This window comes from Ulvibacterium sp., assembly GCF_965248315.1.
In the GTDB taxonomy this organism is placed as follows: Bacteria; Bacteroidota; Bacteroidia; order Flavobacteriales; family Flavobacteriaceae; genus Ulvibacterium.
Genome location: NZ_CBDFIX010000002.1, coordinates 639,283 through 665,137, shown reverse-complemented (window position 1 = coordinate 665,137; position 25,855 = coordinate 639,283). Strand labels below are relative to the sequence as shown.

The 25,855-nt window shown below is 42.6% G+C and carries 17 protein-coding genes; 6 read left to right on the top strand and 11 right to left on the bottom strand.

What is annotated here, in order from left to right:
• Genes ACP2AF_RS04495 through ACP2AF_RS04485 form a run of 3 tightly spaced genes read left to right on the top strand, consistent with a single transcriptional unit; the run spans position 1 to position 5,574 of the window.
• The gene (locus tag ACP2AF_RS04495) at positions 1-2,463 is read left to right on the top strand and encodes an ABC transporter permease (protein ID WP_425235047.1); all 2,463 of its coding nucleotides are present in this window, start codon (positions 1-3) and stop codon (positions 2,461-2,463) included.
• 13 nt (positions 2,464-2,476) lie between these two features.
• Positions 2,477-4,882, top strand: a complete 2,406-nt coding sequence (locus ACP2AF_RS04490; RefSeq protein WP_425235046.1) for an ABC transporter permease — start codon at positions 2,477-2,479, stop codon at positions 4,880-4,882.
• A gap of 26 nt (positions 4,883-4,908) precedes the next feature.
• The gene (locus ACP2AF_RS04485) at positions 4,909-5,574 is read left to right on the top strand and encodes an ABC transporter ATP-binding protein (protein WP_425235045.1); all 666 of its coding nucleotides are present in this window, start codon (positions 4,909-4,911) and stop codon (positions 5,572-5,574) included.
• Between the two features lie 278 nt (positions 5,575-5,852).
• Here the strand turns inward: ACP2AF_RS04485 and ACP2AF_RS04480 are convergent, their stop codons facing one another.
• The 6 genes from ACP2AF_RS04480 to ACP2AF_RS04455 all read right to left on the bottom strand — a co-directional run bounded on the left by ACP2AF_RS04480 (position 5,853) and on the right by ACP2AF_RS04455 (position 16,514).
• Positions 5,853-7,445 carry a fibronectin type III domain-containing protein gene (locus tag ACP2AF_RS04480; RefSeq protein WP_425235044.1) on the bottom strand — a complete coding sequence of 531 codons (1,593 nt, stop codon included), beginning with the start codon at positions 7,443-7,445 and terminating at the stop codon, positions 5,853-5,855.
• Positions 7,445-8,815, bottom strand: coding sequence for a (R)-1-hydroxy-2-aminoethylphosphonate ammonia-lyase (gene pbfA, locus ACP2AF_RS04475; RefSeq protein WP_425235043.1), 1,371 nt, complete (start codon positions 8,813-8,815; stop codon positions 7,445-7,447). The genes ACP2AF_RS04480 and pbfA overlap by 1 nt, the downstream gene beginning before the upstream one ends.
• The gene (locus ACP2AF_RS04470; protein ID WP_425235042.1) at positions 8,802-10,076 is read right to left on the bottom strand and encodes a ComEC/Rec2 family competence protein; all 1,275 of its coding nucleotides are present in this window, start codon (positions 10,074-10,076) and stop codon (positions 8,802-8,804) included. Before ACP2AF_RS04470 ends, pbfA begins: the two co-directional genes overlap by 14 nt.
• 4 nt (positions 10,077-10,080) lie before the next feature.
• Positions 10,081-11,736, bottom strand: a complete 1,656-nt coding sequence (locus ACP2AF_RS04465) for an alkaline phosphatase family protein (protein WP_425235041.1) — start codon at positions 11,734-11,736, stop codon at positions 10,081-10,083.
• A 97-nt stretch (positions 11,737-11,833) separates the two neighbouring features.
• Positions 11,834-13,276, bottom strand: a complete 1,443-nt coding sequence (locus tag ACP2AF_RS04460) for a SusD/RagB family nutrient-binding outer membrane lipoprotein (RefSeq protein WP_425235040.1) — start codon at positions 13,274-13,276, stop codon at positions 11,834-11,836.
• Positions 13,277-13,301: 25 nt separating this feature from the next.
• Positions 13,302-16,514: a SusC/RagA family TonB-linked outer membrane protein gene (locus ACP2AF_RS04455; RefSeq protein ID WP_425235039.1), complete on the bottom strand. Its 3,213-nt coding sequence runs from the start codon at positions 16,512-16,514 to the stop codon at positions 13,302-13,304.
• 272 nt (positions 16,515-16,786) lie between these two features.
• Here ACP2AF_RS04455 and ACP2AF_RS04450 point away from each other — a divergent pair, with 272 nt between their 5' ends.
• The gene (locus ACP2AF_RS04450) at positions 16,787-17,353 is read left to right on the top strand and encodes a helix-turn-helix domain-containing protein (protein ID WP_425238005.1); all 567 of its coding nucleotides are present in this window, start codon (positions 16,787-16,789) and stop codon (positions 17,351-17,353) included.
• 18 nt (positions 17,354-17,371) lie between these two features.
• Here the strand turns inward: ACP2AF_RS04450 and ACP2AF_RS04445 are convergent, their stop codons facing one another.
• The 3 genes from ACP2AF_RS04445 to ACP2AF_RS04435 are packed head-to-tail and all read right to left on the bottom strand — an operon-like array spanning position 17,372 to position 20,496.
• Positions 17,372-18,055, bottom strand: a complete 684-nt coding sequence (locus ACP2AF_RS04445; protein WP_425235038.1) for a phosphonatase-like hydrolase — start codon at positions 18,053-18,055, stop codon at positions 17,372-17,374.
• Complete coding sequence (locus tag ACP2AF_RS04440) at positions 18,048-19,211, bottom strand: TIGR03364 family FAD-dependent oxidoreductase (RefSeq protein ID WP_425235037.1); 1,164 nt, start codon at positions 19,209-19,211, stop codon at positions 18,048-18,050. Before ACP2AF_RS04440 ends, ACP2AF_RS04445 begins: the two co-directional genes overlap by 8 nt.
• Positions 19,195-20,496: a DUF5690 family protein gene (locus ACP2AF_RS04435; RefSeq protein ID WP_425235036.1), complete on the bottom strand. Its 1,302-nt coding sequence runs from the start codon at positions 20,494-20,496 to the stop codon at positions 19,195-19,197. Before ACP2AF_RS04435 ends, ACP2AF_RS04440 begins: the two co-directional genes overlap by 17 nt.
• A 219-nt stretch (positions 20,497-20,715) precedes the next feature.
• Between ACP2AF_RS04435 and ACP2AF_RS04430 the strand changes: the two genes are divergently transcribed.
• Positions 20,716-21,729: a Kelch repeat-containing protein gene (locus ACP2AF_RS04430; protein WP_425235035.1), complete on the top strand. Its 1,014-nt coding sequence runs from the start codon at positions 20,716-20,718 to the stop codon at positions 21,727-21,729.
• A gap of 18 nt (positions 21,730-21,747) precedes the next feature.
• Here ACP2AF_RS04430 and ACP2AF_RS04425 read toward each other — a convergent pair whose 3' ends face one another.
• Together ACP2AF_RS04425 and ACP2AF_RS04420 are read right to left on the bottom strand one after the other, a co-directional pair.
• Positions 21,748-23,151 carry an AGE family epimerase/isomerase gene (locus ACP2AF_RS04425; RefSeq protein ID WP_425235034.1) on the bottom strand — a complete coding sequence of 468 codons (1,404 nt, stop codon included), beginning with the start codon at positions 23,149-23,151 and terminating at the stop codon, positions 21,748-21,750.
• Positions 23,152-23,205: 54 nt separating this feature from the next.
• Positions 23,206-23,961 carry a sulfite exporter TauE/SafE family protein gene (locus ACP2AF_RS04420; protein ID WP_425235033.1) on the bottom strand — a complete coding sequence of 252 codons (756 nt, stop codon included), beginning with the start codon at positions 23,959-23,961 and terminating at the stop codon, positions 23,206-23,208.
• A 75-nt stretch (positions 23,962-24,036) separates the two neighbouring features.
• Here ACP2AF_RS04420 and ACP2AF_RS04415 point away from each other — a divergent pair, with 75 nt between their 5' ends.
• Complete coding sequence (locus ACP2AF_RS04415; protein WP_425235032.1) at positions 24,037-25,848, top strand: sodium:solute symporter family protein; 1,812 nt, start codon at positions 24,037-24,039, stop codon at positions 25,846-25,848.
• Positions 25,849-25,855 lie beyond the last annotated feature (7 nt).

Below are 25,855 nucleotides of genomic sequence, written 5' to 3'. Positions count from 1 at the left end.
ATGCTAAGAAACTATTTAAAAGTGGCGTTACGGAACATTTTAAAACACAAAATGTTTTCCTTGATCAATATTTTTGGTCTCTCCGTTAGTATAGCGACTTGTCTGCTGATAATCCTATTGGTATATGGGCAAAAAAGGGTTGACAATTTTCATGAAAAAGGTGATCGGATCGTTCGTGTTCTGAGTGAGGAAGACAATGGTTCCTTTGCCTCAACCCCCTTGCCCCTTGCCTCAGTTTTATTGGAGGAGTACCCCCATGTGGTAGAGGATGCCGTACGGGTAAAATCCAGTTTTGTAGGAGGAGATGTGCTATATGGCGATACTAGAATTCCTTTAGCAGGACGTTATGCGGATGATAGCTTTTTCAAGATATTCAGTTTTAATTTGATTGAGGGAGACGCTGCAACGGTATTGGAAGCGCCCTTTTCCATAGTGTTGACAAAAGAATCCGCCGAGAAGATTTTTGGAAAGGAAGATCCTATCGGAAAGTCGGTAAAACTCAATGATATTGGCCTTAATACCATGGACATAGATTTGATTCCCACGGAGAATACGGAGACCTTACTTGAAGATTTGGTGGTGACCGGTGTTGTGGACAATACCTTGCCCTCCCATATTCAATTTGAATTTTTAATCTCCATGTCTACCATTCCTTCTTTGGTAAAACTGGGTAAGAGCAAAGCTACTTTTAATGATTGGGGAAACTATTTTGACAGCTACCTCTATGTATTATTAAGGGAAGGTAGAACTGCTCAAGATTTAGCCCCTATTTTAGCAGACATCTCCAAAGAAAAGTATGTGGCTTTAGATGATGTGAACATTTCCTTTGAGTCGGAACTCCTTTCACAAATTACTCCAGGAGCATTTCGACAAAACCCCATTAGCCTACGAATGCCAATCGAGGTTATCTATTTCCTGTCGTTCTTGGGATTGGTAGTACTATTTTCGGCATGTTTTAATTATGTAAACCTTTCATTTGCGCGGTCTCTGACCCGCTCAAAGGAAGTTGGTGTACGAAAGACCATGGGAGCCGCACGCTATCAGGTGTTTGTGCAGTTCATTACTGAATCTGTTATCATTGCAATCTTATCCCTGGTGGTTGCCTTAGGGATACTTCAAGCACTTAGCATTGTCTTTTTAGGCCTTTGGATAAATCAGTTTTTGACCCTGGATTTTACACCGGACCTGATGCTCTTTGTACTATTTATTGGATTTAGTGTTTTGGTCGGTGTTCTGGCCGGATTGCTACCCGCATCTTTTCTTTCTTCTTTCTCACCCATTAAGGCATTACGGAGTTTTTCTGGAATATCACTGGGCAATGGCAAACGTTTTATGTTAAGAAAAGGGTTGGTTCTAGCACAGTTTTGTGCCTCCCTATTTTTTATCATCACCACACTTTTGATTTTTGCACAGTTGAATTATCTACTGGAAAAGGAATATGGTTTTGATCAGGAAAATGTGGTCAATGTAAAGCTTCAGGGTATCGAATATGAGACCCTTGCCAATGAGCTTAGGCAAAATCCGGCCGTTCAGACCATATCAGCCAGTTCTTTTGTTCCAGGAACGGGAGGCTATAGCGGAAGTACAAAGATTAAAACTCCACAAATGCGGGATGCCGATCTATCATCCAGTTACATAGGAATAGACCAAAATTTCATTCCTAATCTAAAGTTGCCATTGATTGTGGGCAATAACTTTCCTGCTTCTGTCCCAAAGAAGGATGAAACTATGGTCATCGTCAATGAAGCGCTTGCCCAATTATTGGGACATGAGGAACCTAAAAGTATTGTAGGGGAAACCATTTTAATCGGGGAGGATCAAAGTGCAGTGCAAGTTGTTGGCCTTACCAAAAACTTCATATTTGATTTGCTGACGGAGGCAGATCAGGATGAACCCCTTTTAATGCGCTACCTTCCCGACGAATTTGCCTATATGAACATGCGTTACCGCCCCACCTCGGATATTGGTTCTATGCTTTCATTTATGGAGGAAAAATGGAAGAAGTTGAATAAGGTGCATTCTTTTAAGTACGAAATCTATGAAGAGCAATTGAAAGCGACAAATTCCATCTTTGCCGATATGATGTACGTTTTAGGATTTATTTCATTTTTGGCCATTACCATTGCATCACTGGGCCTTTTGGGAATGTCTGCCTTTACAGCTGAGTCAAAGAAAAAGGAAATCGGAATCCGAAAAGTACACGGCGCTGGGGTCAAGCAGATAACCCTTTGGTTATCCAATAGTTATCTATGGTTGTTCTCTCTGGCGATTTTGATTACAATTCCCATTGCCTATTTTATAAATACGATATGGCTAGAAGAGTTTTCGTACCGCGTCAACTTTAGTATGTGGATAATAGCTGCCGGAATTGCAATTATGTTTATTCTTGGGTCAAGTAGCGTCTTGTCCCAAACGATCAACGCGGCCATGAACAATCCCATAAAAGGTTTAAGGGAAGAATAAAAAGGAAAAGATTATGCTAAGAAACTATTTTAAAATTGCCTGGAGAAATTTAGTGAAAAACAAGCTAAGCTCTTTTATCAATATCGTGGGATTGACCCTGGGAATCAGTGCCTGTATGGTAATCCTAATTTTTGTACGATACGAATCTACCTTTGACAGCCATCATGCCAATGCGGACCAAACGTATCGGGTAGTCCAACACAATACCCTGCCCGATCAGAAAACGTATTGGAATACTACGGCCTATCCCTTAGCGGAAGCGTTGCGCAATGATTTTCCTGAAATTGATGAGGTTACCCAAATCTCCGGGCCCGTTAGCCGGGTGTTTCAAGTAGAGGATAATTTTGGGAACGTAAAACGATTTGAAGAATCGCAGGTGTTATTTGTGGATTCCTATTATCCAAAGACCTTCGATGTAAAATGGTTGGCCGGTGATTCAAATTCCGCGCTTTCGGGGATAAATTCCGTAGTGTTGACGGCTGAAATCGCCAAAAAGTTTTTCGGACTGGAAAAAGGGAATTACAGTTCGATTCTTGGGCGGACTATTCTTTTGCAGAGTAAGGACCCCTTAACGGTAACAGGTGTTGTGGCGAGTCCTCTGGGAAATACCGACTATCAATATACCATACTTATTCCCTACGAGTTCTTTAAGATCAATAACGAATACTTTTCTACCAATTGGTCAGGTAATTACCAAGGGACTACCTTCGTCGTTTTAGGGGATGCCAAAATTAAAGGGCCCTTGGAGAAGAAGATTGCGGGTTGGAAGAAAAAATACCTGAACCCACAGGACGATAAGCGAATCTCATATGCGCTTCAACCTTTAAAGGAAATCCATAATGAAACTCTATATGGCAATAGTCCAGGGGGGTATATTATGCCGGCAAATATCCTTAACACCGCCTCAATGGTGGCATTGTTTATTCTTCTTATCGCCATCATCAACTTTGTAAACCTGTTAACGGCCCAGTCCAATTCGCGATCAAAGGAGGTAGGTATGCGAAAAGTAATGGGAGGTGGGCGTTTTGATCTGATCCTTCAATTTATTTTTGAAAATAGTCTCGTTATAATTGGCATTCTGGCACTTTCGGTCTTCGTAGTGCGGATTTTGTTGAATTTTCTCAATGGGAATTTATCGGTTATCGACCTGCAACTTGAACTGGGTTGGAGCCATGTGGGCGTACTTCTTTTAATCGGTGGCCTCACCTTGGCATTGGCAGCGGTTTACCCTGCACTTATAGTTTCCGCATTTAAACCGATACAAGCTTTGAGGAATAGTATACGGTTTTCCGGAACAAATCGATTTAATCTTAGGAAATCGTTGGTTACCTTTCAATTTGCCATAGTACAGCTTTTTATAATCGCCGCCATTGTTTTGGCGATGCAAATGAATCATTTTAAGGGGATGGACCCTGGTTTTTCATCCGATGCCGTAATCATTACAGAGACACCGGAATTTGAAAAATTGGAAGTGTATAGGGAAAGGCTTTTAGGGGATACAGGGGTCAACAAGGTAGCTTTCGGTTCTGGTCCCCCAATGGCCGTGGATGGCTTTCAGCTAGGCACCAACTATCGACTTCCCGAACAACCTGAGGAGGATGTAATGGCTGCTGAAATGAAAATTGCGGATATCCACTATTTGGATTTTTATGACATGGAATTGGTGGCCGGGCGAAATTTTCTTGGCAATAAAGAGGCATTTGACGAATTTATTGTAAATGAAACGCTTTTAAAGTCCTTTGGCTGGAATGCAGAGGAAGCTATTGGGAAAAGAATCCAAATAAATGAAGGACAAGCGACGATTGTAGGGGTGGTGAAAGACTTTAATAATAACTCATTGCAATATGAAATTTCGCCATGTATCCTATTAAATTGGACGTACTATCAAAGCAACGCTTTTATAAAAATCTCGGATGCCAACCATTTTTCATTGGGAACGATTAAAAATATCTGGGAACAGACTTTTAGTAACTCTGTATATGACTATAATTTTTTGGAGGATTCTATGGAAAAGGAGTACATGGTAGAAAATCTGGTGTTTACCGGTTTTTGGATTTTTTCGATTTTGGCCATAAGTATTGGATGTTTAGGGCTTTTTGGATTGATGTCTTTTATGATATCGAAAAAGGCGAAGGAAATTGGTATACGAAAAGTCCTGGGTGCAACCCTATTCGAAAACCTTTCCCTTTTTACAAAAGAATACATAGGATTGGTTGCTTTGGCCTTTCTAATTGCCGCACCTTTGGTGTACTATTTTATGAACCAATGGCTGGAAGGTTTTACGTACCGCATTGAACTATCATTTTGGATGTTTTTAAGTGGGGGGTTTGTAACCTTAATAATCGCTATATTAACCTGTAGTTTTCAATCCATAAAAGCCGCATTGGCCAATCCGATACTTGCCTTACGCGAGGAATAAATAAATCATAAATTAAAACGAATACTATGCTGTTACAACTAAGAAACATCTTTAAATGGGTAAACTCAGGAGGTCAACGTCTCTTCTTGCTAAAGGATATTAATCTCAATGTGGAGGAAGGGGAATTTATCTCGGTCATGGGGCCATCGGGTTCTGGAAAATCTACCCTGCTCAACGTTATTGGGATGTTGGATAATTTTGATGAAGGAGAATACGAATTTCTTCATGAATCGGTACATGCCCTAAAGGAAAAGCATCGGGCCAATCTGTATAAGGAATACATTGGTTTTGTATTTCAATCCTATCATTTATTGGATGAACTTACCGTTAAGGAAAATCTGGAAATGCCCTTGTTGTATAAAAAATTCAAAGGCACGGAACGCAAGGCCATGGTTGCGGATATGTTGGATCGATTTAATATCGTTGGAAAAAAGGATCTTTTCCCCACGCAATTGAGCGGAGGCCAACAACAACTCGTAGGTGTGGCCAGGGCATTGATCGCCAATCCTAAACTGATCTTGGCCGATGAACCTACGGGCAATCTGAATTCCGCACAAAGTGAAGAGATCATGGGGCTTTTTAAGCAACTGAATTCCGAGGGCGTAACCATTATCCAAGTAACGCATTCCGAAAAGAATGCGGCCTATGGATCAAGGATCATTAACTTATTGGATGGAAGGATGATCAAGTAATTACCAAAAAAACCGGCGCGCGAGACACACCGGTTTCAACAAACTAACTCAAACTAGACTAACTCAAATAATCACATTGCAAAACTCGTGGTTCAAGTTGTATTGAGGGTTAATATAATATGAAGTAAACATCATAAAAATCCATTTCTTAATTATCCATAATTTGAATAGGATTTCCCGCTTTAGTTTTTTCCTTTATCTGTAAGATTTTCAGAATGGTAGGCGCTGTTTGGGAGCTGAATGGTTGTTCCAGGATTTTATTTTTCCTCTTGGTTTTTTCATTTTTGTCCGGTTTTAAACGATGCGGTTTCGGACCAGTCGCTCCAATTCAAGTTTTGATCTCGATAACGTACCCGCCAATAATAGGTGGTATTGGGTTTCAATCGGTCTGTTTTTTCATCGGTGAGGTCATCATCCTTTTGCCTATTCTCCTCATAATACCAATTCTCATGTTGTTTCCAGCGGTCTACTATAGGTTTTTCAAAATCTTCAGTGGTGGCCATTTGCCATTGGGATGCGGCATGGAAAGCTCCCTTAAACTGGCTTGTGAATTCATTGGCCTTTAGTACCACATGGGTAATTGTTTTTATCTCATTCCCAATGGGCGAGATAGGCTCTGGTGGTTTTGGTTTTTTCTCGTTCTTCCATACGGTAATACTATCACGAAGCTCGTTGGCCCTAAATTTTTCCTCATTCCCCCTGCTTATCCTTTTAATGGTAAACCTCGGATTTTCAGGATTTCCATCGACCTCTACCATTACGAACCCGTATTCGTCCTGGGTTACGCTAAACTCGTCATAATCCCTACCTTCAAATTCACCCCAATTATCAATAGCTCCGCCAGCTGAGGCTACATTGATCCAAAGATGTTTATGGTCTTTGGATTGCCCCCTGGAATATCCGTGCGTATGTCCAAAAAAGTGAAGACTGGGCTTTCCTGTCTTGGTAGAAAACTCTTCCAATAGCTTTACCACCTTTCCAGTGGACTCCCGTTCCCCGGGAATCCAAAGCTCGGATTTGTGGGGATGGTGCAGTTGGGCAAAGACAAAATCAATATCCGGATTTTTGGCGGTGTCCTCCAATAGGTCCTTCAACCAACTGAACTGCTCTTTAATATCCCCATACCCGTCGTTGGAATTAAGGCCTATAATCCGGATGTTGCCATAATCCTTGTACCACCAATGTTCTGCATAGGCCGGAGTACCATTTTCGGGCAGGCTAAAATATTTAAAATAGAAAGTGGAATTCCTTTCATGATTTCCCAATACCGGATACACGGGCACCTCGGCAAATAATTTTTGTGCGGGATCAAAAAAATGATCCTTCCACTGGTAATATTTGCTTCCGTTCTCAACCAAATCACCGGGAATCATCACCAAAGCCAAATTATCCGAAAGTGCTCCCCCATGTTCATTTTGCAAATAGGCCAAAAGCCCGTCATTGACAATTTCATGGAACTTATCGGGGTAGTTATGGTCGTATTGCATATCGCTCATGGCGACCATGCTAAAGGATTCGTCATCGTCGGCAAAGGGAGGGGTTTTGAATTGAAAAATATCGGAGCGTAAACTCTGGGTCAGTACCCTGTAATAATAGGTAGTAAAACGCTTTAACCCGGTCAATTCTACCTCATGTAGCCGTGAAGGACCAAAATTGACATCAAAGGCCTTTCCCTTGGACTTTTTACCCAATTTAGGTGTGCTGCCCCACTCCACAATACTTTCGTCGCCTTTATCGGTTTCCCACATGATTTTTATGGAATTCGGTTCGGCATCCTGAATATAGGGTTGCACCAAAAATTGGATTTTATCCTGCGCCGTGATACCACCCCATAAAATGCAGCAAATCCATATTAAATTCACTTTTCTCATTATGTTATGCTGTTTAGTTTTAAAATCGCTTCATTTAGTATTCGTATCGCCTTTTCCAATTCGGGTTTGGAAATGGTGAGTGCCGGGGCCAATTGGAGTACGTTGCCCGCAGATACTTTAAAGCTCAAACCATTTTTAAGACATTCGTACATTACTTTTTCTGCTTCAAGAATGGCCTTTTCCTTGGTGTTTCTATCCTTTACCAGTTCAATGCCCCATAGGAGTCCCAAACCACGAACATCACCTATGCAATGATGTTCATTTTGCAATTGGTTCATGGCCTTACACATAAAAACCTCATCTTCCCTTACTTTTTCCAGTATCTTTTCTTCCTCCAAAATTTCCAAGGTAGTCAGTCCGGCCATAGCGCCCAAAGGACTCTTCTCGTGGGTATAATGCCCCAGGGAAATAGCACCGAAACGGTTGTATTCGTCCCGGGTCACAATCGCAGCTTGTGGAATAATACCTCCTCCAAGCCCTTTCCCCAAACATAAAATATCCGGTTCAATACCATAATGTTCAAAAGCAAAGCGTTTTCCCGTTCTTCCCAGTGCTATGGGGATTTCATCCAAAATCAATACCACATGATATTTGTCACATAGATTGCGTGCTTCTTTCCAGAATTTCTTAGAAGGTATCTGGACATCCGTGTTGCGAACGGTCTCCGCCAAAAACGCCCCAATGTCCCCCTCTTTGGCAAATACATATTCCAAATGCTCCAAACATTTGGATTCGTTCCCTTCAAAGATACCGCGGTAGGAGACAGGTGGTGGTATGCGTTCCACACCAGGCATTAAGGGACCCATATGCTCCCGAAACACGGATTCGCCACCCACGCTAATGGCATCCAGGGAGGCACCATGAAAGGAATCCCAAAAGGAGACCACTTTATGTCGTCCGGTTACCGCACGCGCCAGTTTCAACGCAATGCCAATGGACGAACTACCGTTGGGGGTCAATAGCACACGATTTAGGTCCGAAGGCAATAAAGAAGCCAATTTTTCAGCAAAGTTGATGGCAATCTCGTTCGTATAGCGTCGTGTGGAAAAGGTCAGGGAATTTAATTGTTCCGTTAACCGTTGTATCAGTTTTGGATGGGAGAAACCGATTTGGTGCACATTATTGCCGTGAAAGTCGAGATATTTTTTGCCGGAAACAGTTTCAATATGGGGACCCGAACAGGTTTGGAGGACATCCAAACAAGGCGTGGAAAGGGCTTGGTGCAGAAAGTAACGGGCATCTTTGGCCAATAATTCTTTGGTGGTATCGTCCACTTCGTTTTCCAACCATTCGTCACGTGCGGGTGTACTATTGATATCACCTTCGGTACGTTTGTTGACATTTATGTTTTCCGGATTATCTGGATGCATAGGGCCCGTGTTTTGAAAGAACCTCCCGTTCTTCGGTAGCATCGTTCAAGATATAGACTTTATATGAACTTCCATTGTCATAAACCCTTACTACAATATGTCCGTTTTGACTTTTGTAGGTATCCAACCGGCCTCCTATAACATCTTTGTTCGGTTGCAACATCACCGTTGAAAAAATATCACGCTCACCGGGATATAGGGATGTAGATGATATCCTGCGCAATACTTCCTCCCCAGGATGGTCCGATGACCAATTTTGCTGTATCCAGATACGGGGTCGTACGGTACGTACGTAAAAAGGATTTTGAGAATCGCGATTGCCGTGGTGGTTCAAGGTGGCGACGTCAACGGGCCCAATAACCGGTGCGATATGTGACTCTACGGAATTTATATCGGCTCCTCCAAAACCGTCCATGCCACTAACATCCCCTCCTGTAAAATAATCGAACTTGCCATAGGAAATTTTGATGCACGTACTGAGCGAATTCTCACCGGGATAATTGCCTTCCGAAAATAATGGGAAGCTCCCTGAATCTTCACCAGTCCAAACCTCACCGTTTACGGCGATGTTCCGAATGTGGAAGTCGGGATAGCTTTCCATAGATTTTCTGAGATGGATCTGGTCAAGTTCTCCGGTCACTAGAGTCTCATGTACCATGCCATTTAATTCGGTTTGACGGGCAATGAATTTCCAATAATTCCTTAAAGTGGTTATCATACTATAGGAATCGTTGGCTCCCAGCTTCGCCTGGACTTTTGGATCCTTTAGATTAATAGGAAATTGGCTTCCCCTATCTAGTAGAGTCCTTATGGGCAAGAGGTTGCCTACCTCGGTAATTCCGGTTAAAGCATATTTTCCGGTTTCGTCCATTTTCCGATGCACATCCATTTCACCGAAATGGTCATCATGGTAATGGGTAATTAGGGCATAATCCAGTGCCTGGGAATTGTCTTCGGGAAGGAATTGTTGGATATAGTCCACAATCCATTCCGGTGCAGACCTTGACCTATTGGGCATCAACTTTGCATTTCTTGGAGAGAGTGTGCGAGGATGCATTTCGGACATATCCCCGGCATCTACCAGCAGGGTGGTCCCATCGGGAAATATAAGAAAAGCGGCATCGCCACGACCGGTATTGATATGATGGATGTCCAAAAAACCCTTCTCCCATTTGGGCAGCGTTTGTTTTTGTGAAAACCCTATCAAGATTCCAAAAAAGGCAATGATGCAAAACGTATATTTTTTATGCGAAATACTCATACAATTATATGGGGAATAGTCTGTTCGCCGGAATGATTTGTTTGGGTACTTGGGCCCCCTTGTACTTGACATCCAAATGATAACCTCCTCCTCCGTTGTAGAATTCCACCCGTACTAAATGACGGCCTTTTTCCAATGTGACACTTCCACTACGTTCACGAACCCCATGGTTGCCATCATTGTCCACGACCAAGATATCATTTACATAAAGTTTGCTGCCGTCGTCGCTATTGGTAAAAAAACTATACGTGCCTTTGGTATCGATTTCCAGGGAACTCTCCAAAACCAAGGCTATTTGATCTTCCTTGGTCTCATCGTGGATAAGTTCTTTATGGGAGAATTCCGTAATGAATCCTTCTTTGGCAGGTTGCATCGCGGTGGAAAAATCAGGGAGCATCTCTAGTTTTTCACCATGATATACCTTAAACTTTACAGGGGCCTTTTTATCCTTTGGAACAATTCTAAAACTACCTTCGGCAACGGTCGTAGCTATTTGGTCTTTTTCAAAAATTGCCGCCTTAATGAGCGTTGTTTCCTTTACATAAAATGTATCACGATATAAGATACCGTTTTCCAAACTAGGTAAACTCGCGTCCGTGGTATAATGGATTTCACCTTTTCCATTGGGATTTTGTATTACAACTGCGACGGAATCCGCTCTAAAAATCCCCCCCGCAGGTTCAAAATAACCTGCATCGGGAAGGATTTTTGGTTGGGTCATTTGGTTTTTTCGTTTATAGGCCAATTCGGGTTTTTTGTTACCAATGAAAGCACTCTTTACCGCTCTTCCAATCCAAGCCTGAGGTGTTTTTAACCCCATGGCATATGCTACCGTGGGAGCATTGTCGATTTGGTACACCGTTTCTTCGATTTTGTATCCGGATTTGATTCCAGTCCCATATAGTATAAAGGGAATGTTCATTTCCGCTGGACTTTCACCACCATGTCCAAAACCTAATCCGCCGTGATCTGAAGAAACAATGAACATTGTTTTTTCGAACATTCCGGCAGCTTTGGTCGCGTTTACGATTTGGGTAATTAGGGAATCGGCTTTCTGAACCGATAGATAATATTCCGGGCTTCCATGTCCCATACTATGCCCGGCGTGATCTACATGGTCCAAATGGATAAATGTAAATTTTGGGGTATGCTTTTTTAAATAGGCTACTGCGTCTTCTGTAGTGCCGTCCTCATGATCTCCATCAATATCAAAATCAACATCGCTCTTTTCGAACAAGCGGCCAAAACCATCCCAATCATAGATGGCCCCCACATGGGCATTAGGTTGCTGATCTTTGAACAATGTAAAGATGGTGGGGAAGGTACCCTCTTTGGTAGCAACTACGGGGGGAAGCCTATGGTCAAATTTTTCCCATCCGTTTGATGTAACCCCATGCTGTTCGGTATCCGCACCCATGATCATACTTGCCCAATTGGGGCTTGAGCTTGAAGGTAGTACAGCTCTTGCATGAAACGTTGATGCCCCATTTTGTACCATAGTATCTAGCATGGGAGTACTGGCCTTTTCAACACCGTCAGGACTTAGGCCATCTATTCCAATGACCACTACATACGAAATGCCTTGCGGGATTTCCTGCTTGGAAGTACAAGCTAGGAAAAAAAATGGTAGTATTACAGAAAGTAGTTTAATGGATCTCATGGCATTTTCAGTTTTTTGACAATATGTTTAAGCTCCTAATAGGTGGGTTGGCCCCAACCAAAGTTAGGGCAACCTTTTTAACTTTAATCACAAAATACTAGTATCTAGTACCTGTCTCCCACCAGCCCTTGGTATTGATGTCATCACCTCCAATGGCTTCAACTGCCCTATTATAGTTTTCTTCGTTTAAGTTTTGCTCGGAGGAAGGATATAAAAAGCGCACGGGATACCTATCTTGGTTAAGATTATCCTGTCCTGCTACCAATTCGGGGACACCTGTTCTTCTGTAATTGAACCATCCCTGATAATCAACGTTCCACAAAGCCAGCGTTTTTTGGGTCATCAATAGCTCCAAAGAACCGTCATATGCCACTTCATCCTGTGTCAAATAGCCTTCTATATCCGTATCGGCAACTCCCCAGTAAGACATACTGGCCCTTATCCCGTCATTATAATATGTTTCCGCATCACCGGGAATAAAACCTCTTTCGGCAGCCTCTGCCAGAATGAATTGAACTTCCGAGTTCTTTATGATAAAGGCTTGGGCACTGGTTCTGGAAAAGTAGAATAGGTTAACATCCAATCGGCTGGGACTGTTGGCGTCATCAAAAGCACGGGCATTGTCCTGGTTCAATCCTATGGGGATACCCACCCAATCTCCATCGCTATTACGATCAAACCAGATGTCCAATCGAGGATCGTTGAAGCGGGTCAAATATTCCAAACCGGTCGTACAAAGACTTTTTTCGTCAAATCCACCAATACGTCCAGTGCTCTCTGGCCAAGAATCGGTGTTGGAAGTACCGCTGTATTGTAAAACGGCATTGTCCGCATTGGAGGAAATGTAGTTTCCCGCCGTTACAATGGCCTGCATCTCGGAGGAAACATCCCGCTGTTTGGAGATACGCAATAGGTATCGCAGTCGAAGCGAGTTAGCCAATTTTCTCCATTTGGTCGCGTCCCCATTGTAAATGACGTCCCCGGTAGAACCTATAATGCTTTCCCCATTGGCCAAGGCCGAGTCCGCATCGGCCAAATCTAGAAGGACCCCGTTATAAACGGTTTCCTGATCATCGTAAATCGGGGTAAAGATTCCTTCGCTTTTACCTGTTAGGGCTTCGGTATAAGGGACATTAATGTAAAGGTCGGTCAGGTTGGCAAAACAAAGTGCCCTAAGAGTAAGTGCCATGCCTTCATAGGTGCTATTTCTTGTGCCCTCTGCCCTGGATATTTCCAGGATATCGTTCACTTCGGGCAATATTCCATACATGAAATCCCACACGCCTTCATCGTCCCAGTCGAATTGGCCAAAACCAGGGAAATTGTTCTTGGCCATTAATTGGGTGATAGTATTACCATCCGAATAACCCTCTTGGGTAAGTCTACGGGTTATCTCCGAAGTTACTGTGGAAGCAAGAAGGTTTGCGCTAACGGCTTCCGGTGCATTGGGATTGGTATTGATTTCCTCAAAGTCGTCGGTACAGCCCATTAAGAAGGTACCTGTAAGGAAAAAGGAGAATAATATCTTTGACGTTTTCATCTTTTTGTTTTCTTAATTAGTGTATTTAGAATTCTAGATTGAGGTTTAGACCAAAACTTCGTGTGCTAGGCAAAGCCATATCCTCTACGCCGGGTACAATGGTGCCTCCGGAAAAGGAAATGGTTTCTGGGTCTACGTGGTCATTTTCTGTCCAAAGGGCCAAATTACGACCTACCAGGGCAATGGTGGCCGATTTAATAGGCCATTTATCAAGCAACTTTTTGGGTAGACTATATCCTAATCGCACCTCCCTGAGCTTTACATAAGAGGCATCGAACATAGAGCTTTCTTCGTTACTTCTACTGTATACATGGGAATAGTAGTTAGAAGCCGTTACACTCTGGGTATTTGGGGTATAGGTTCCATCGCCATTATCGATTACTCCTTCTGCTACAATGCCGGTTTCGCGTCCTGGAACGGTAAAGTCCAACATACCGGTAGTACCGCCGATGGCTACCGTCCGGGAATGGAATACCCCACCTTGCCTCCAATCAAAAAGAACACTAAGGTTGAGGTTCTTATAGCGGAAATTATTTTGAAAACCTATCATAAAATCCGGGTTGTAGTTCCCCAAGTTTCTAAGTTCATTAGCCCTTCGAATGGGAAGCCCCGAACCTTCATCAATGATCCACTGGCCAAAGAAAGGACTATTTCTATCCGTCACCTTTGCAAAACCGGTTCCGTAAACGTCTCCCATACGTTCACCAACTTCGGCCCCGACGATGAGATAGTTGTTTTTGATTTCATAAAAATCCAGACCATCCGTTAATTCCACAATTTTACCTCGGTTCATGGTATAATTGATATTGGTGTTCCAACTAAAGTTTTCAGTTTGGACCGGGGTGGCGGTCAACGTAATTTCAAGCCCCTTATTTTCTACCTCGCCGGCATTGATGACCCTTCTACTGAATCCGGAAGTATTGGAGACCGGTAAGGAGATGATTTGGTTCTCTGTGGCCGATTTATAAGCTGCTATATCCAATCCTAAACGATTGCCCAAGAAACGCAGATCTGCCCCTATTTCAAAAGAGTTGGTACGTTCCGGTTTTAGGTCTGCCAACTTCAATTCCGAAGGGGAGTTTACCCTGGAAAAGCCATTGAAGGGATCGGACGAACCATAGGTGGCGATTAAATTGTAGGGATCGGTATCGTTACCTACACTGGCCCATCCTGCCCTAAGTTTGGCGAAGCTTATAGATTTTGGAAATTGAAACATATCCGACAAGATTACGCTTAAACCTGCTGATGGATAAAAGTAGCTCCAGTTTGATGCCGGCAAGGTAGAAGACCAATCATTACGGGCTGTAATATCTAGGAACAAATAGTCCTTATATGCTACGTTGGCAAATGAGTATAAACTATTTACCACAAATTCGCTATCCGTATCCAGGGAGGTCAAGGGTTCCGCGGCAAAATCAAAATTGTATACCTCTGGTATGGAAAGGGAATTGGCACTAATCCTTTGATATCTATTTTTGGTCGAACGGTGATTACCTCCCAATGAAAGCCCCAAATCAAAGTCCTTACCCAATTCCGTATTATAGGACAACAAGAAATCTGTATTCTGCTCAAAGGCATAAATGTAGTCCTCTCGGTATTGTCCCCTTGGGAAGCGTTGGGTGGAATATGCTCTTTTTCGCATATTGATTTCATTGGAATAATCAAATCCCGTACGAAACATAAAATCGAGTCCCTTGGCCAATTTAAAATCTGCCCGCATATTGGTAATTACACGATCTTTATTGAAAGCGTTTGTGTTTTCGAAAACCGTGAAGTAGGGGTTGTCATGGTAATTGTAGTTGTAATTAAACTGTTGTACCCCTTCCAGGCCCGGTTGCCAATAATCACGAAGCGAATTCATATCGATGTGGCGCCCGAACCAAATCCAAAGATACATGATGTTTTCGGTGCCATAGGAGTTGTTGGGACGGTTACGCGATTTACTATTGATGTAGTTCATGGATGCCGTCACCTTTAACCAATCCGTAAGGTTATAGGACCCGTTTACGGCATAGGTTCGCCTTTTGAAATTGGAGTTGGGGATAACACTTTCATTTTGCAGGTCTGTAAAAGATACCCTAAAATTTCCATCTTCATTACCTCCTGTAAGGGCAATGTTGTTGCTTAATGTAAAACCCGTCCTGAAAAAATCACGGATATTATCCGGATGTGCCACAAAAGGTGTGGCTATTATCTCATCGGCAAAGGTACCATCATCGTTTCTTGGGCGTAAGTTTACGTCCCCGGCCCGGAAACCACTGGTAGTGGGGCTATCATGTTGGGCAATCAATTGACCATCCAAGGCAGGGCCCCAGCTTTCGTCTACATGGTCGTTGATGCCTCCAGTAATGGACCGGTTCTGGCCTCCATCTCCAAAGGCAAACTGCCCATTGGAACCTTGCCCATAGCGATCCTGGTACTTGGGGAGGGTCAAAATGCTCTCATATGTGGTATTATTGGTATAGGAAACACCTATGCCCCGAGTACCCCTTCCGGATTTGGTCGTAATTAAAACAACACCGTTGCCCCCCCGAGATCCGTATAAGGCGGTAGCACTTGGCCCTTTTAATACGGTCATGGTCTCCACATCATCCGGATTGATATCCATAGCGCCGTTTCCAAAATCGACCTCCATGTTTCCTTCAGATCCCACACTGCTGACATTGTTATTGATAGGAATGCCGTCTACTACAAAAAGGGGTGAATTGGCATTTGGGTTGGGATTCAAGGAACTCTCCCCACGAATAATAATTTGGGAGGAAGAGCCTACCCCTGAGTTTCCCCCGGTTACCTGTACGCCTGCCATTTTACCGGCTAGGGAGTTAACCACGTTGGTTTCCTTTGCCTCGGCAAGCTCCTCTCCGGAAACTTTTTGTACGGCATAGGCCAACTTTTTGGCTTCCCGTTTTATTCCCAAGGCCGTTACTACTACCTCATCCAATTGTTGTGAATCGGGTTGGAGTACGATATTGGCCGTTGCCTTTCCGGAAGCGTCAAATTCCGCGGGGATGTATCCAATATAGGACACGATAAGGATTTCGTTTCCTTGCGGCAGTTCTATACTGAAATTACCATCAAAATCAGTTGCTACACCGGTATTACTTCCTTTTATTACAACCGATGCCCCGGGTAGGGGAACGTTGTTTTCATCCGAGACCGTTCCTGAAAAATCAACTTGGGAATAGCCTGCAAAACTTACTAAAAAAGCAAGTAGCAATAACAATTGTGTTCTCTTCATTTTTTTCGTATTTGTAAACTTTGGTTAATTATTACGAAACAAATATCAAGAGGTGAAGTTAGGCTAACTTCCTTTTAAAGTTAAATAATCGCAAGGATTAGATTAAAAACATTATGAAATGGTTACTTATATATTATTTACAAATATTCAAATTGTTAGTTAATCGATCTAAGGGTTTAAATTGCCAATGTATGTAGGAATACAGGGTTGTTTTAACATTTGCAATGTTAAAAAGCGATATAAGTACTATGTTTGCAACATTATTTCTTGCTATGGAGGACTATCTTATTGGGATTGGGAAACGAATTAAGGAAATACGAAAAAACAGTAATAGCACCATAAGTGATATAGCCCAAAAAGCTGGTGTTACCAGTGGGTTGATTTCCCGTATTGAAAACGGACGCACCATACCTTCCTTGCCCGTGCTTTTAAAAATCATTAGTTCGCTGGAAACTGAAGTGACCGAATTTTTTAAAGGGATGCCGCAAACAAACGGTGCCGGGTATATCGTTTCCAGAAAAGAGGAGAACAGCATAATTGAAAAAGAAGATGATGCCCTGGGATTTACCTATACCTATATTTTTGGAAAACAACTGTCTTCCTTAGGTTTTGAAACAGTCCTGTTGCAAATAGAGCCTAATTCCAAAAGAGGAAAGGTCACCACGGATGCTTTTGAATTTAAATACGTTTTGTCCGGGGAATGTCACTACGTTATTGGAGAGGACGAGATTTGCCTTAGGGAAGGGGACTCCATTTTCTTTGATGGACGAATTCCCCATGTTCCCGTGAATCGCGGAAATATTTCCACCACCATGCTGGTCCTTTATTTTTTTATATGAATTCGTATGTATCCGGTCTTATTCCGAAGTAAGAATCTCTTCCAATTCTACCAACGAATCCAGAACATAGGTGGGCTTTGCGGAATTTAACTGTTCCCTAGTATGTGCGCCTGTGGTCACTCCTATGGTCATACCGCATCTGGCATTTTTTCCTTCTTGGATATCAATAATCGAGTCCCCTGCTTTTAAGACTTTGGAAGGGTCGTTTATTTGTAGAATATCCATGGCCTCAAAAATCATATCGGGATCTGGCCTACCTCTTTTTACATCGTCCGCAGTAATCAATATATCATAGTGAATCCCCATGGCCCAATTCATTTTGTCCAGTAGTAACTGTGCGGTGTTCTTATCGTAACCTGTATTTAAGGCCACTTTAATATTTAGCTTTTTAAGGGTGTCAATTAAATCTTCAACCCCCTCATATGTGGTTACGCTCAAATCCTGATAGGCATTTCCCAACATTTTTTTGAAATTCTTGAAAATTTCCTTTGCAATCTCATCTTGATCATAACCCTCCTCCATCCGAAGGATGTCCTTTATTGCTTGATGTTTTTCTTTCCCCGCTCCATGTTCCAGCACAAAGTCCAAAGTCAAAAGGTATCCCTTTTTGTTGATGGCCTTTTGAAGTGTCTTATATACTACATTGTCCTCGTTTACTACTGTTCCTGCCATATCAAAAACGGCCAATTCTATCTTATGCATGCTTAAAATGAAATATTGAATTTATGTTTTCCTTAGCGAACCCTGCACTGCCGGTCATTCCCTTACCGCCTATTCCGGTTACGATGTGGATATTTTTGTCTATTGTCTTTTGATAAATATCGGAATTTTTGCATTGGGAATACCGACCTGTCCAACGATTCTGAATTTCATAGGTGGGAAGATCCATTATTTTTTGGGCCTCGGTTAAAATAAAACGGTCTATGTCCATCTTGATATCGAATCCAAGTTCGTCCATATGTTCTGCAGGGGCATATTCATGGGAATCCCCTAAAATGATAGAGCCATCGACAGCCTGTTTAAAAAGAATATGAACACCCCACTTTTTCTCCAATGAATCGGGATCCTCCTTGGCCTTGATTGCATCGAATGAAGGACATTCGGCAAATGCCTCATAACGCCTAATGGAAAGCCCGGTCAAAACGGAACCTTTTAGACGATAGATTCCCTGGGACTTGGTCTGCATCATTTGCAATTTTGAGACCTCCAGATTACTCTCATTGAACAGCAACGGATATAAGGTCTTGAAATCGCTGCCATTACAAATGATTACCTCACCGGCCGAAAAAGTATCCCCTTTGGCGGTATGTACACTGACATAATCGACTAGGCTATGGCATTCGATTGCCTCGGTATTCTTGTATAGTTCCAAACCGATGCCCACTAAATAGGCGTGTAGGCGATTAATCATTAATCGTGGTTCAACAATTACTTCTTCGGGAAAGAAGAGTCCTGCTTTTACATAATTTTCCCTTAGACCGGGATAGTCCCGCAAACACTCTTTCTGGGTCAATAACCGGGAGGGATAGTCGTTATGATTATTTATTTCAGAAAGCTCCTCGAGCAACTGTATCTCTTCCTCGTTGGAAGCCAAATAGACCGTGCCCTCTTGCCGGACCGAAACATCAAATTTTGATTGAATGTCTTTGTATATTTTAAGACTTTCCCTTCCATAAACTTGCCATTTACCGTTCATTCCGGAAGGGACTACCTGGCCAAAATTACGTACCGTAGCCCCTAAGGGAGTCGCATCTTTTTCAATGAGGGCCACTGCCAATCCTTTTTTTATGGCATGGTAAGCATGAAAGGTACCCAACACACCTCCGCCTATTACAATTAAATCATAAACGTTTCTCATAGTTCAACAATGGAGATTTTAGGAGGGGGTCATGGACCCCGTTATTGTATTTTCTCTTAAAGTAGGTCAAGGATAAAATCGATACTACAACACCTATGACGGCGACAATATAGGTTCCTTGAACAAAGAATTGTAGCCAAGATACGTCGGTACTTCCAAAATTCTTATAGAGCAAGACCGCCACACTTCCCAAATAACCAAAAGCGTCGGCAATGTAAATGAGAAAACCGGCATTTCCGTTTATGCGAAAGGTAGCGATCATTCTATCAAAAAAAAGGCAGTTGAAAGGCACATAACACGCGTATAATCCCAACCCTACACTTATCATCCAAAAGACGGGACCAACCATATTGTTCTGATAAAGCAAGGTAGAAAGGCCAATGAACAAGCTTCCACCAATAAGTAGGTAATGATAGGAAACAAAGGCGCGGTAATTCTTTTTAATGAAAACAAAAAGGCCTATCAAGAGCAATACCAATAAGGCTACCGGAACTTCGGACAAGGTATAAATCGAAGCATTGTCCCGGAGACCTACGGAGTCCCAAATCTCACGGGAAAAATTATCGCGAAAATCGCGTAAGGCCGTGAGGCAGATATAGAAAAAGACCAAAATGACCAAAGGGAGAAAAAAATTCCGAACCGTTTTTATACGGTCTTCCCTATTCATAGGCTTTCTTTCCTTTCGCAGCAATCTGTCTTCTGCATTGGGTTGGGGTACTTTTTCCAGAAGTATGGCAAAACCAAGGAAGGGAAGCATAAATATAAGCCCGGTCATTGCGGGCATCCAAAACTCCGAAACACCAAAATACCGCATAACCAAAAGCCCGGCCGACTTTACCGCACCGCTGGAAACTATAAAACTGGAACATAGTGCTACTCCAAGAATTTCCGTAAACCTCCTCCCTTCCAGATATGAAAATACCACACCCCATATCATACCGAGCGATAAGCCGTTTATGAACATAAAAATAGAGTTATGGGGATTGGGTATTAGTCCGAATAAAACAAGACTTAACTCTGCCACGGCTATCATCCCGATGAGGTACCCAAACCTGCTTTTTGCCCGTAGACCCGAAATCACTTTTATACCGACAAACTTGGAAAGCATATACCCCAACACCTGTACAATAATTAGCATAATTTTGTAATTCACTCCCCATAAAAAATAGTCTTCGTAGGTGGCTACCGTAAATGGCTTTCGAAATGCATACATGCAAAAGTACACCCCAAAAGAGGCGAACGCCCCCAAAAACAAAACGCGACTATCTTTTCTGCTAAGTTTCAAAAGCTCAGGATGAGTTTACAAATGGTAAATTTTTATAGACAATATTCAATAAATTTTTACCATATGTAAATCTTTTAAGGTTAAGAAATGCTTACCAAGAATTTATGTAATTCTAAACATGTTCTTTAAATGACCCGAAATTCAACGAAAGGAAATCGCCAAAGATGATTTTTTAGATTTAGTACATTTGGGCGTATCAAGGATTTAATTCAATATTAGATGAAAAACGTGTTCATTCTTGTTTGCTTTCTCCTAGTCATTATAACATGCAAGGAAGCCCCAAAAAACGCCAACGTGGAGGCGGTTCAAAAACAGGTCGTGGAACCCTCATGGCAAGCGGTAACTTCCAAGGATGGTAGTGAACCGGTACAACGACATGAGGCTGCTTTTGTAAAGGTTGAAGACAAGTTTTATCTGCTTGGTGGTCGGGGTATACGGCCTGTAAGTGTTTACGATGTGCAAACCGAGGCATGGTCTAAAGGTACGGCACCTCCTATAGAGATACATCATTTTCAACCCGTTGTCCATAAAAATAAGATTTACATAGTGGGAGCATTGACCGGGGGATGGCCCAATGAAACACCGGTAACGAATATTTACATATACGACCCCGCAATAGATAGCTGGTCCAAGGAGGACGAAATTCCTTCGGAGCGCTTAAGAGGATCCACAGGGAATGTAATTTTCAACGGAAAGCTATATGTTTCCTGTGGAATAAAGAATGGCCATATCGGGGATCATAAGAATTGGATGGACAGCTATGATTTGGATACAGGGGAATGGCAGGTTCTGGCCGATGCCCCGAGACCACGGGATCACTTTCAGTCCGTTGAGGCTAACGGAAAAATTTATGTACTGGCCGGGAGAAACACCGGAGCTTCCGATGAGCCTTTTGGAAGTACCTTGGGAAAGGTTGATGTATATGACATTGCCGATAATAGTTGGACGACCTTGCCCCATGAAATACCTACTCAGCGTGCCGGTAATATGGCTATTTTAAAGGGAGATGAGGTTTTGGTACTGGGAGGAGAATCCGGTACCCAAGAAAAAGCGCACGCCCATGTGGAGGCACTTGATATTGGCAATAATAGCTGGCGTTCGCTACCCTCAATGCTAGAAGGAAGACATGGTACTGGGGTGCTGGAACATGACGGGAACTTGTATGTTGCCTCCGGTTGTGGAAATCGAGGTGGAGAACCCGAGTTGTACACTATGGAGAAATATACCAAATAGAAAACCGACCAACATGCTTTACAAATGCTTGGGATCCGTTAAAGGGAATTCATCCTTTAGCATTTGAATGGTATTCACCAAAGCCCGAATGTTGTGATAGTTGACTTTCCAATTATGGGCCTTTGCATCGTATTTGGCTTCCGGATCCGTATCCAATCCCTCGTGAAACCAACCACCGTATTCGTGGTCAATCATGTGAGTAACTATGTGGTCCCATTGTTTTTCAAATAAATCCAGATACCGCGACTCATCCGGAAACAACTTGGAAAACAGCAAAAGGGAATTAAGCCCTTCCGCTTGCGTCCACCATACTTTTGCCTCTTTTTCAATGGTATGCCTGCCCTTTTTATCCCAATAAACACCCTCGTAATAGAATCCTCCAGTCTGTATGTCCCAACCCCATTCCAGGGCATGATCCACCATTTTTTTAGCTTTTATTAAGGTAGCGGAATCCTTTGTTCTACCGAGTATATGGGAAGCCTCCAACATAAGAAAGGCCGTTTCCACATCATGGCCAAAGGAAACATGATCCACCCACAGATTTTGCTTTCTATAGCTATCCGTGGAATCCCGTAATGATATTGGTTTCCAATCCCGTTCCAGGTATAGGCTGAGGTGACCCTTTGGGGTAGTAATGGTATCCCTTATCAGTCCCAACATTTCCTCAAGGCGTTTTTTTAATAAGGGATTTTGCCATACCTCGTACAGGGCGGTAAAACTTTCCAAAAGGTGAATGGAGGAGTTTTGATCTTTCCAATCCTTTCGAATGAAATTGTCATAATCGGCATCATTTGTATTGACATCCAAAAACCAGGAGCCATTGGGTTGAAGGACATCAAAATAGCCTTTGTATATAGAGTCATGGGCATGTTCCTCTAACCACAGAAAAGTTTTCTTTGCCAGATTTAGCGCAGCTGAGTCCCGGGAAGCTTTGTAATACGTGGCGAGTCCGTAGATGGCAAAGGAGTTGCCATAGGTGCTTTTGGTATTGGAAAGTACTTCCAATGAATCATTTTTTACATGTAATAAGGTATGGAACCCACCATTGGTTTCGTCCCACATGGCATCCCTAAGAAAGCGATATCCATGCGCCGCGATTTGTTCGTACTTCTTATCTTTATAAAAAAGGGCAAGGGTAGAAGCTGTCCAGACATGACGCGCCTGACTTACCAACATTTTGTTTTGCTTACCTTCCCTTTCCCATTTGTAATTGAAATCGGACCAAAAACCACCATTAACGGTGTCCACGGTTTTTGGGTACCAGACCTGAACAAGAGTATCCAAGGAGGCCTCGATTTCAGAAAGTAGTCCCTCATCTTTTAAGGGTTCTGTCCTCTCCGTTTTGCAGGAAACGAACACTAGTACATACAAGAACAATGCTAATGTTATAGGTACGGAACTTTTGGAAATCAGGTTAGGCATACACTTTATCCATTTGATATAAAGCTACTTATATTTTCCGAAAATGGATATGGATTAACGGAATAGAATCAATACGGCCCCAAGGGCGGTCAGGATCAATATCATTTTTCGATAAAAACTTTCCTTTATAATTTTTACCAAACGTACCCCGACATATAAGCCTACAAAAATCCCTGGGACCAATCTTAAATCTATACCTACGGATTCCCAGGTAATGGTTCCCCAAGACCAAATATGAAAAGGAAGCTTAAACACGTTGATAATAAGGAAAAGCCAGGCGGCAGTCCCTATAAACTCGTTTTTGGGCAAACGCATGGCCAAGAAAAAGATATTGGCAAAGGCTCCCGCCAAATTTCCGATCATGGTGGTAATTCCGGCCATAACACCCATGAATCCAGCAAATGCCCAATGGTCAGGAACCGTTTTGGATTTTCTACGATCCCACCAGTACATCATTATGACACTTCCTAAAATAATGAAGGCCATCCCGATTTTGAAAGTATCTTCATCCAAATCCTTTCCTATTAGGACACCTATAAGAACACCAGCCATCATCCAAGGTAGAAAACGTACAATGTATTTCCACTGGGTATGTCTATTATAATAGATTACGGCAAAAATATCGCCGACAATTAGGAGGGGGACAATTAGACCGGTAGAGTTCTTGGCACCAAAAGCCAAGGCCATGAATGTTACGATGATAATGGCGATTCCCTTTATGCCACTTTTAGAGACACCGATAACAAATGCCGCAATATATGCCAAGGTCCAGGATGTAATCGGAATTTCTGATACTAGGGTTGGTAGCACTAAGGTAGTTTAACAGTGAAACCACAAAAGTATCCTAAAAAATAATATCTTTAGCCATTAACCAATAACCAAACTATGGAACTCAGCACCCTGGATTATAGTTTTATCGTCGTTTTCTTCTCAATCGTTTTAGGGATTGGGATTTATGTTTCCAAAAAGTCGGGAAAAAATTCCTCGGAGTTCTTTTTGTCGGGAAGAACAATGCCCTGGTGGCTGTTAGGTCTTTCCATGGTGGCCACTACCTTTTCCACGGACACGCCCAACCTGGTAACCGATTTGGTGCGCACCAGTGGAGTATCGGGCAACTGGGGCTGGTGGTGTTTTTTGCTTACAGGGATGCTCACGGTTTTCGTTTATGCCAAATTATGGAGAAAATCAAATGTTAAGACCGATCTTGAGTTTTACGAGTTGCGTTACGGGGGTGCACCAGCAAGTTTTTTAAGAAAATTCCGTGCCGTGTATTTGGGTATTTTGTTTAATGTTATTACGATGTCCGCCGTAACATTGGCCGCGATTAAGATTGGGGGAATTATGTTGGGACTTGAACCTTGGCAAACTGTAATCGGGGCTGGTTTGATAACGGTAATTTTCAGTGCCTTGGGAGGATTTAAAGGCGTAGTCTATACCGACTTTTTACTATTTTTTGTAGCGATGGCCGGGGCCATAGGAGCTGCCTATTATTTGGTAAACATTCCGGAAGTTGGAGGAATACAGGCAATTATTGAAAGTGAAAATGTAAAGGATAAGCTTAATATTCTTCCAGATTTAAGCGATACAAAGGCCGTGGTTACCATTTTGGTAATTCCATTGGCAGTTCAGTGGTGGAGTTCCTGGTATCCCGGTGGGGAACCCGGAGGAGGGGGCTATATTGCACAGCGTATGTTGGCCGCAAAGAATGAGAACCATGCCATTGGCGCAACTTTCTTCTTTAATATTATGCACTATGCCCTACGTCCATGGCCTTGGATTTTGGTAGCTCTAGCCTCATTGGTCGTTTATCCTGACGTTGCAAGTATTTCGGAAGCTTTTCCGAACGTGCCTGCGGATAAATTGGGGCACGATTTGGCCTATTCGGCCATGTTGACCAAATTACCCAGCGGATTGCTGGGCGTTGTATTGGCTTCCCTGATAGCAGCATATATGAGTACCATCTCTACCCAATTGAACTGGGGGTCATCCTATATGGTCTTTGATTTTTACAAGCAGCAGATAAATCCAAATGCCACCGAAAAACAAATGGTGGCCGTAGGACGTTTGTCAACGGTAGTTTTGATGATTTTGAGCGCCTTTTTAGCCTTGGCTATGCAAAATGCCATGGGCATTTTTAATCTTTTGTTGTCGTTTGGTGCCGGTACCGGGCTAATTTTTATTCTTAGATGGTTTTGGTGGCGGATTAATTCGTGGAGTGAAATTTCCGCCATGTTCTCTTCCGGGATTCTCGCTATTTTGTTGGAAACAACTGCATTGAGACCTATTTTGTTTGACTCTGAATCGGGACTATTGCCGGATTGGGGGGAACTACCTTTTATAATGTTGGTAACCTCGGTAATTTGGTTATCGGCCACTTTTATGACCCAACCAGAATCGAAACAAGTGTTGCGGGATTTTTATAAGAAAATACAGCCAGGAGGCCCTGGATGGTCAAAAGTTGTCAAAGAAGCTCGTGAAGATAACGATGAGGTCGTCTTGGAAAATGAAAAATGGAGTGTGCCCTCGGGCATAACGGCCATGCTTTTGGGAGTTGTACTGGTCTACTCTACCATGTTCGCTACAGGCTATTGGATTTATGGGAAGACCACTTTAGCATTGATTTTAACGGGTGTAGCGGCACTTTCCGGTATTCTGCTAATAAGAGCATGGAACCGTATGAAAGATAATATACTATAGTTTTTAC

Excerpts from the sequence above, each read along its gene's own strand:
- ACP2AF_RS04495 (WP_425235047.1), top strand. The coding sequence starts at position 1 with ATGCTAAGAAACTATTTAAAAGTGGCGTTACGGAACATTTTAAAACAC.
- ACP2AF_RS04490 (WP_425235046.1), top strand. The coding sequence starts at position 2,477 with ATGCTAAGAAACTATTTTAAAATTGCCTGGAGAAATTTAGTGAAAAAC.
- ACP2AF_RS04485 (WP_425235045.1), top strand. The coding sequence starts at position 4,909 with ATGCTGTTACAACTAAGAAACATCTTTAAATGGGTAAACTCAGGAGGT.
- ACP2AF_RS04480 (WP_425235044.1), bottom strand. The coding sequence starts at position 7,445 with ATGAGAAAAGTGAATTTAATATGGATTTGCTGCATTTTATGGGGTGGT.
- pbfA (WP_425235043.1), bottom strand. The coding sequence starts at position 8,815 with ATGCATCCAGATAATCCGGAAAACATAAATGTCAACAAACGTACCGAA.
- ACP2AF_RS04470 (WP_425235042.1), bottom strand. The coding sequence starts at position 10,076 with ATGAGTATTTCGCATAAAAAATATACGTTTTGCATCATTGCCTTTTTT.
- ACP2AF_RS04465 (WP_425235041.1), bottom strand. The coding sequence starts at position 11,736 with ATGAGATCCATTAAACTACTTTCTGTAATACTACCATTTTTTTTCCTA.
- ACP2AF_RS04460 (WP_425235040.1), bottom strand. The coding sequence starts at position 13,276 with ATGAAAACGTCAAAGATATTATTCTCCTTTTTCCTTACAGGTACCTTC.
- ACP2AF_RS04455 (WP_425235039.1), bottom strand. The coding sequence starts at position 16,514 with ATGAAGAGAACACAATTGTTATTGCTACTTGCTTTTTTAGTAAGTTTT.
- ACP2AF_RS04450 (WP_425238005.1), top strand. The coding sequence starts at position 16,787 with ATGGAGGACTATCTTATTGGGATTGGGAAACGAATTAAGGAAATACGA.
- ACP2AF_RS04445 (WP_425235038.1), bottom strand. The coding sequence starts at position 18,055 with ATGCATAAGATAGAATTGGCCGTTTTTGATATGGCAGGAACAGTAGTA.
- ACP2AF_RS04440 (WP_425235037.1), bottom strand. The coding sequence starts at position 19,211 with ATGAGAAACGTTTATGATTTAATTGTAATAGGCGGAGGTGTGTTGGGT.
- ACP2AF_RS04430 (WP_425235035.1), top strand. The coding sequence starts at position 20,716 with ATGAAAAACGTGTTCATTCTTGTTTGCTTTCTCCTAGTCATTATAACA.
- ACP2AF_RS04425 (WP_425235034.1), bottom strand. The coding sequence starts at position 23,151 with ATGCCTAACCTGATTTCCAAAAGTTCCGTACCTATAACATTAGCATTG.
- ACP2AF_RS04415 (WP_425235032.1), top strand. The coding sequence starts at position 24,037 with ATGGAACTCAGCACCCTGGATTATAGTTTTATCGTCGTTTTCTTCTCA.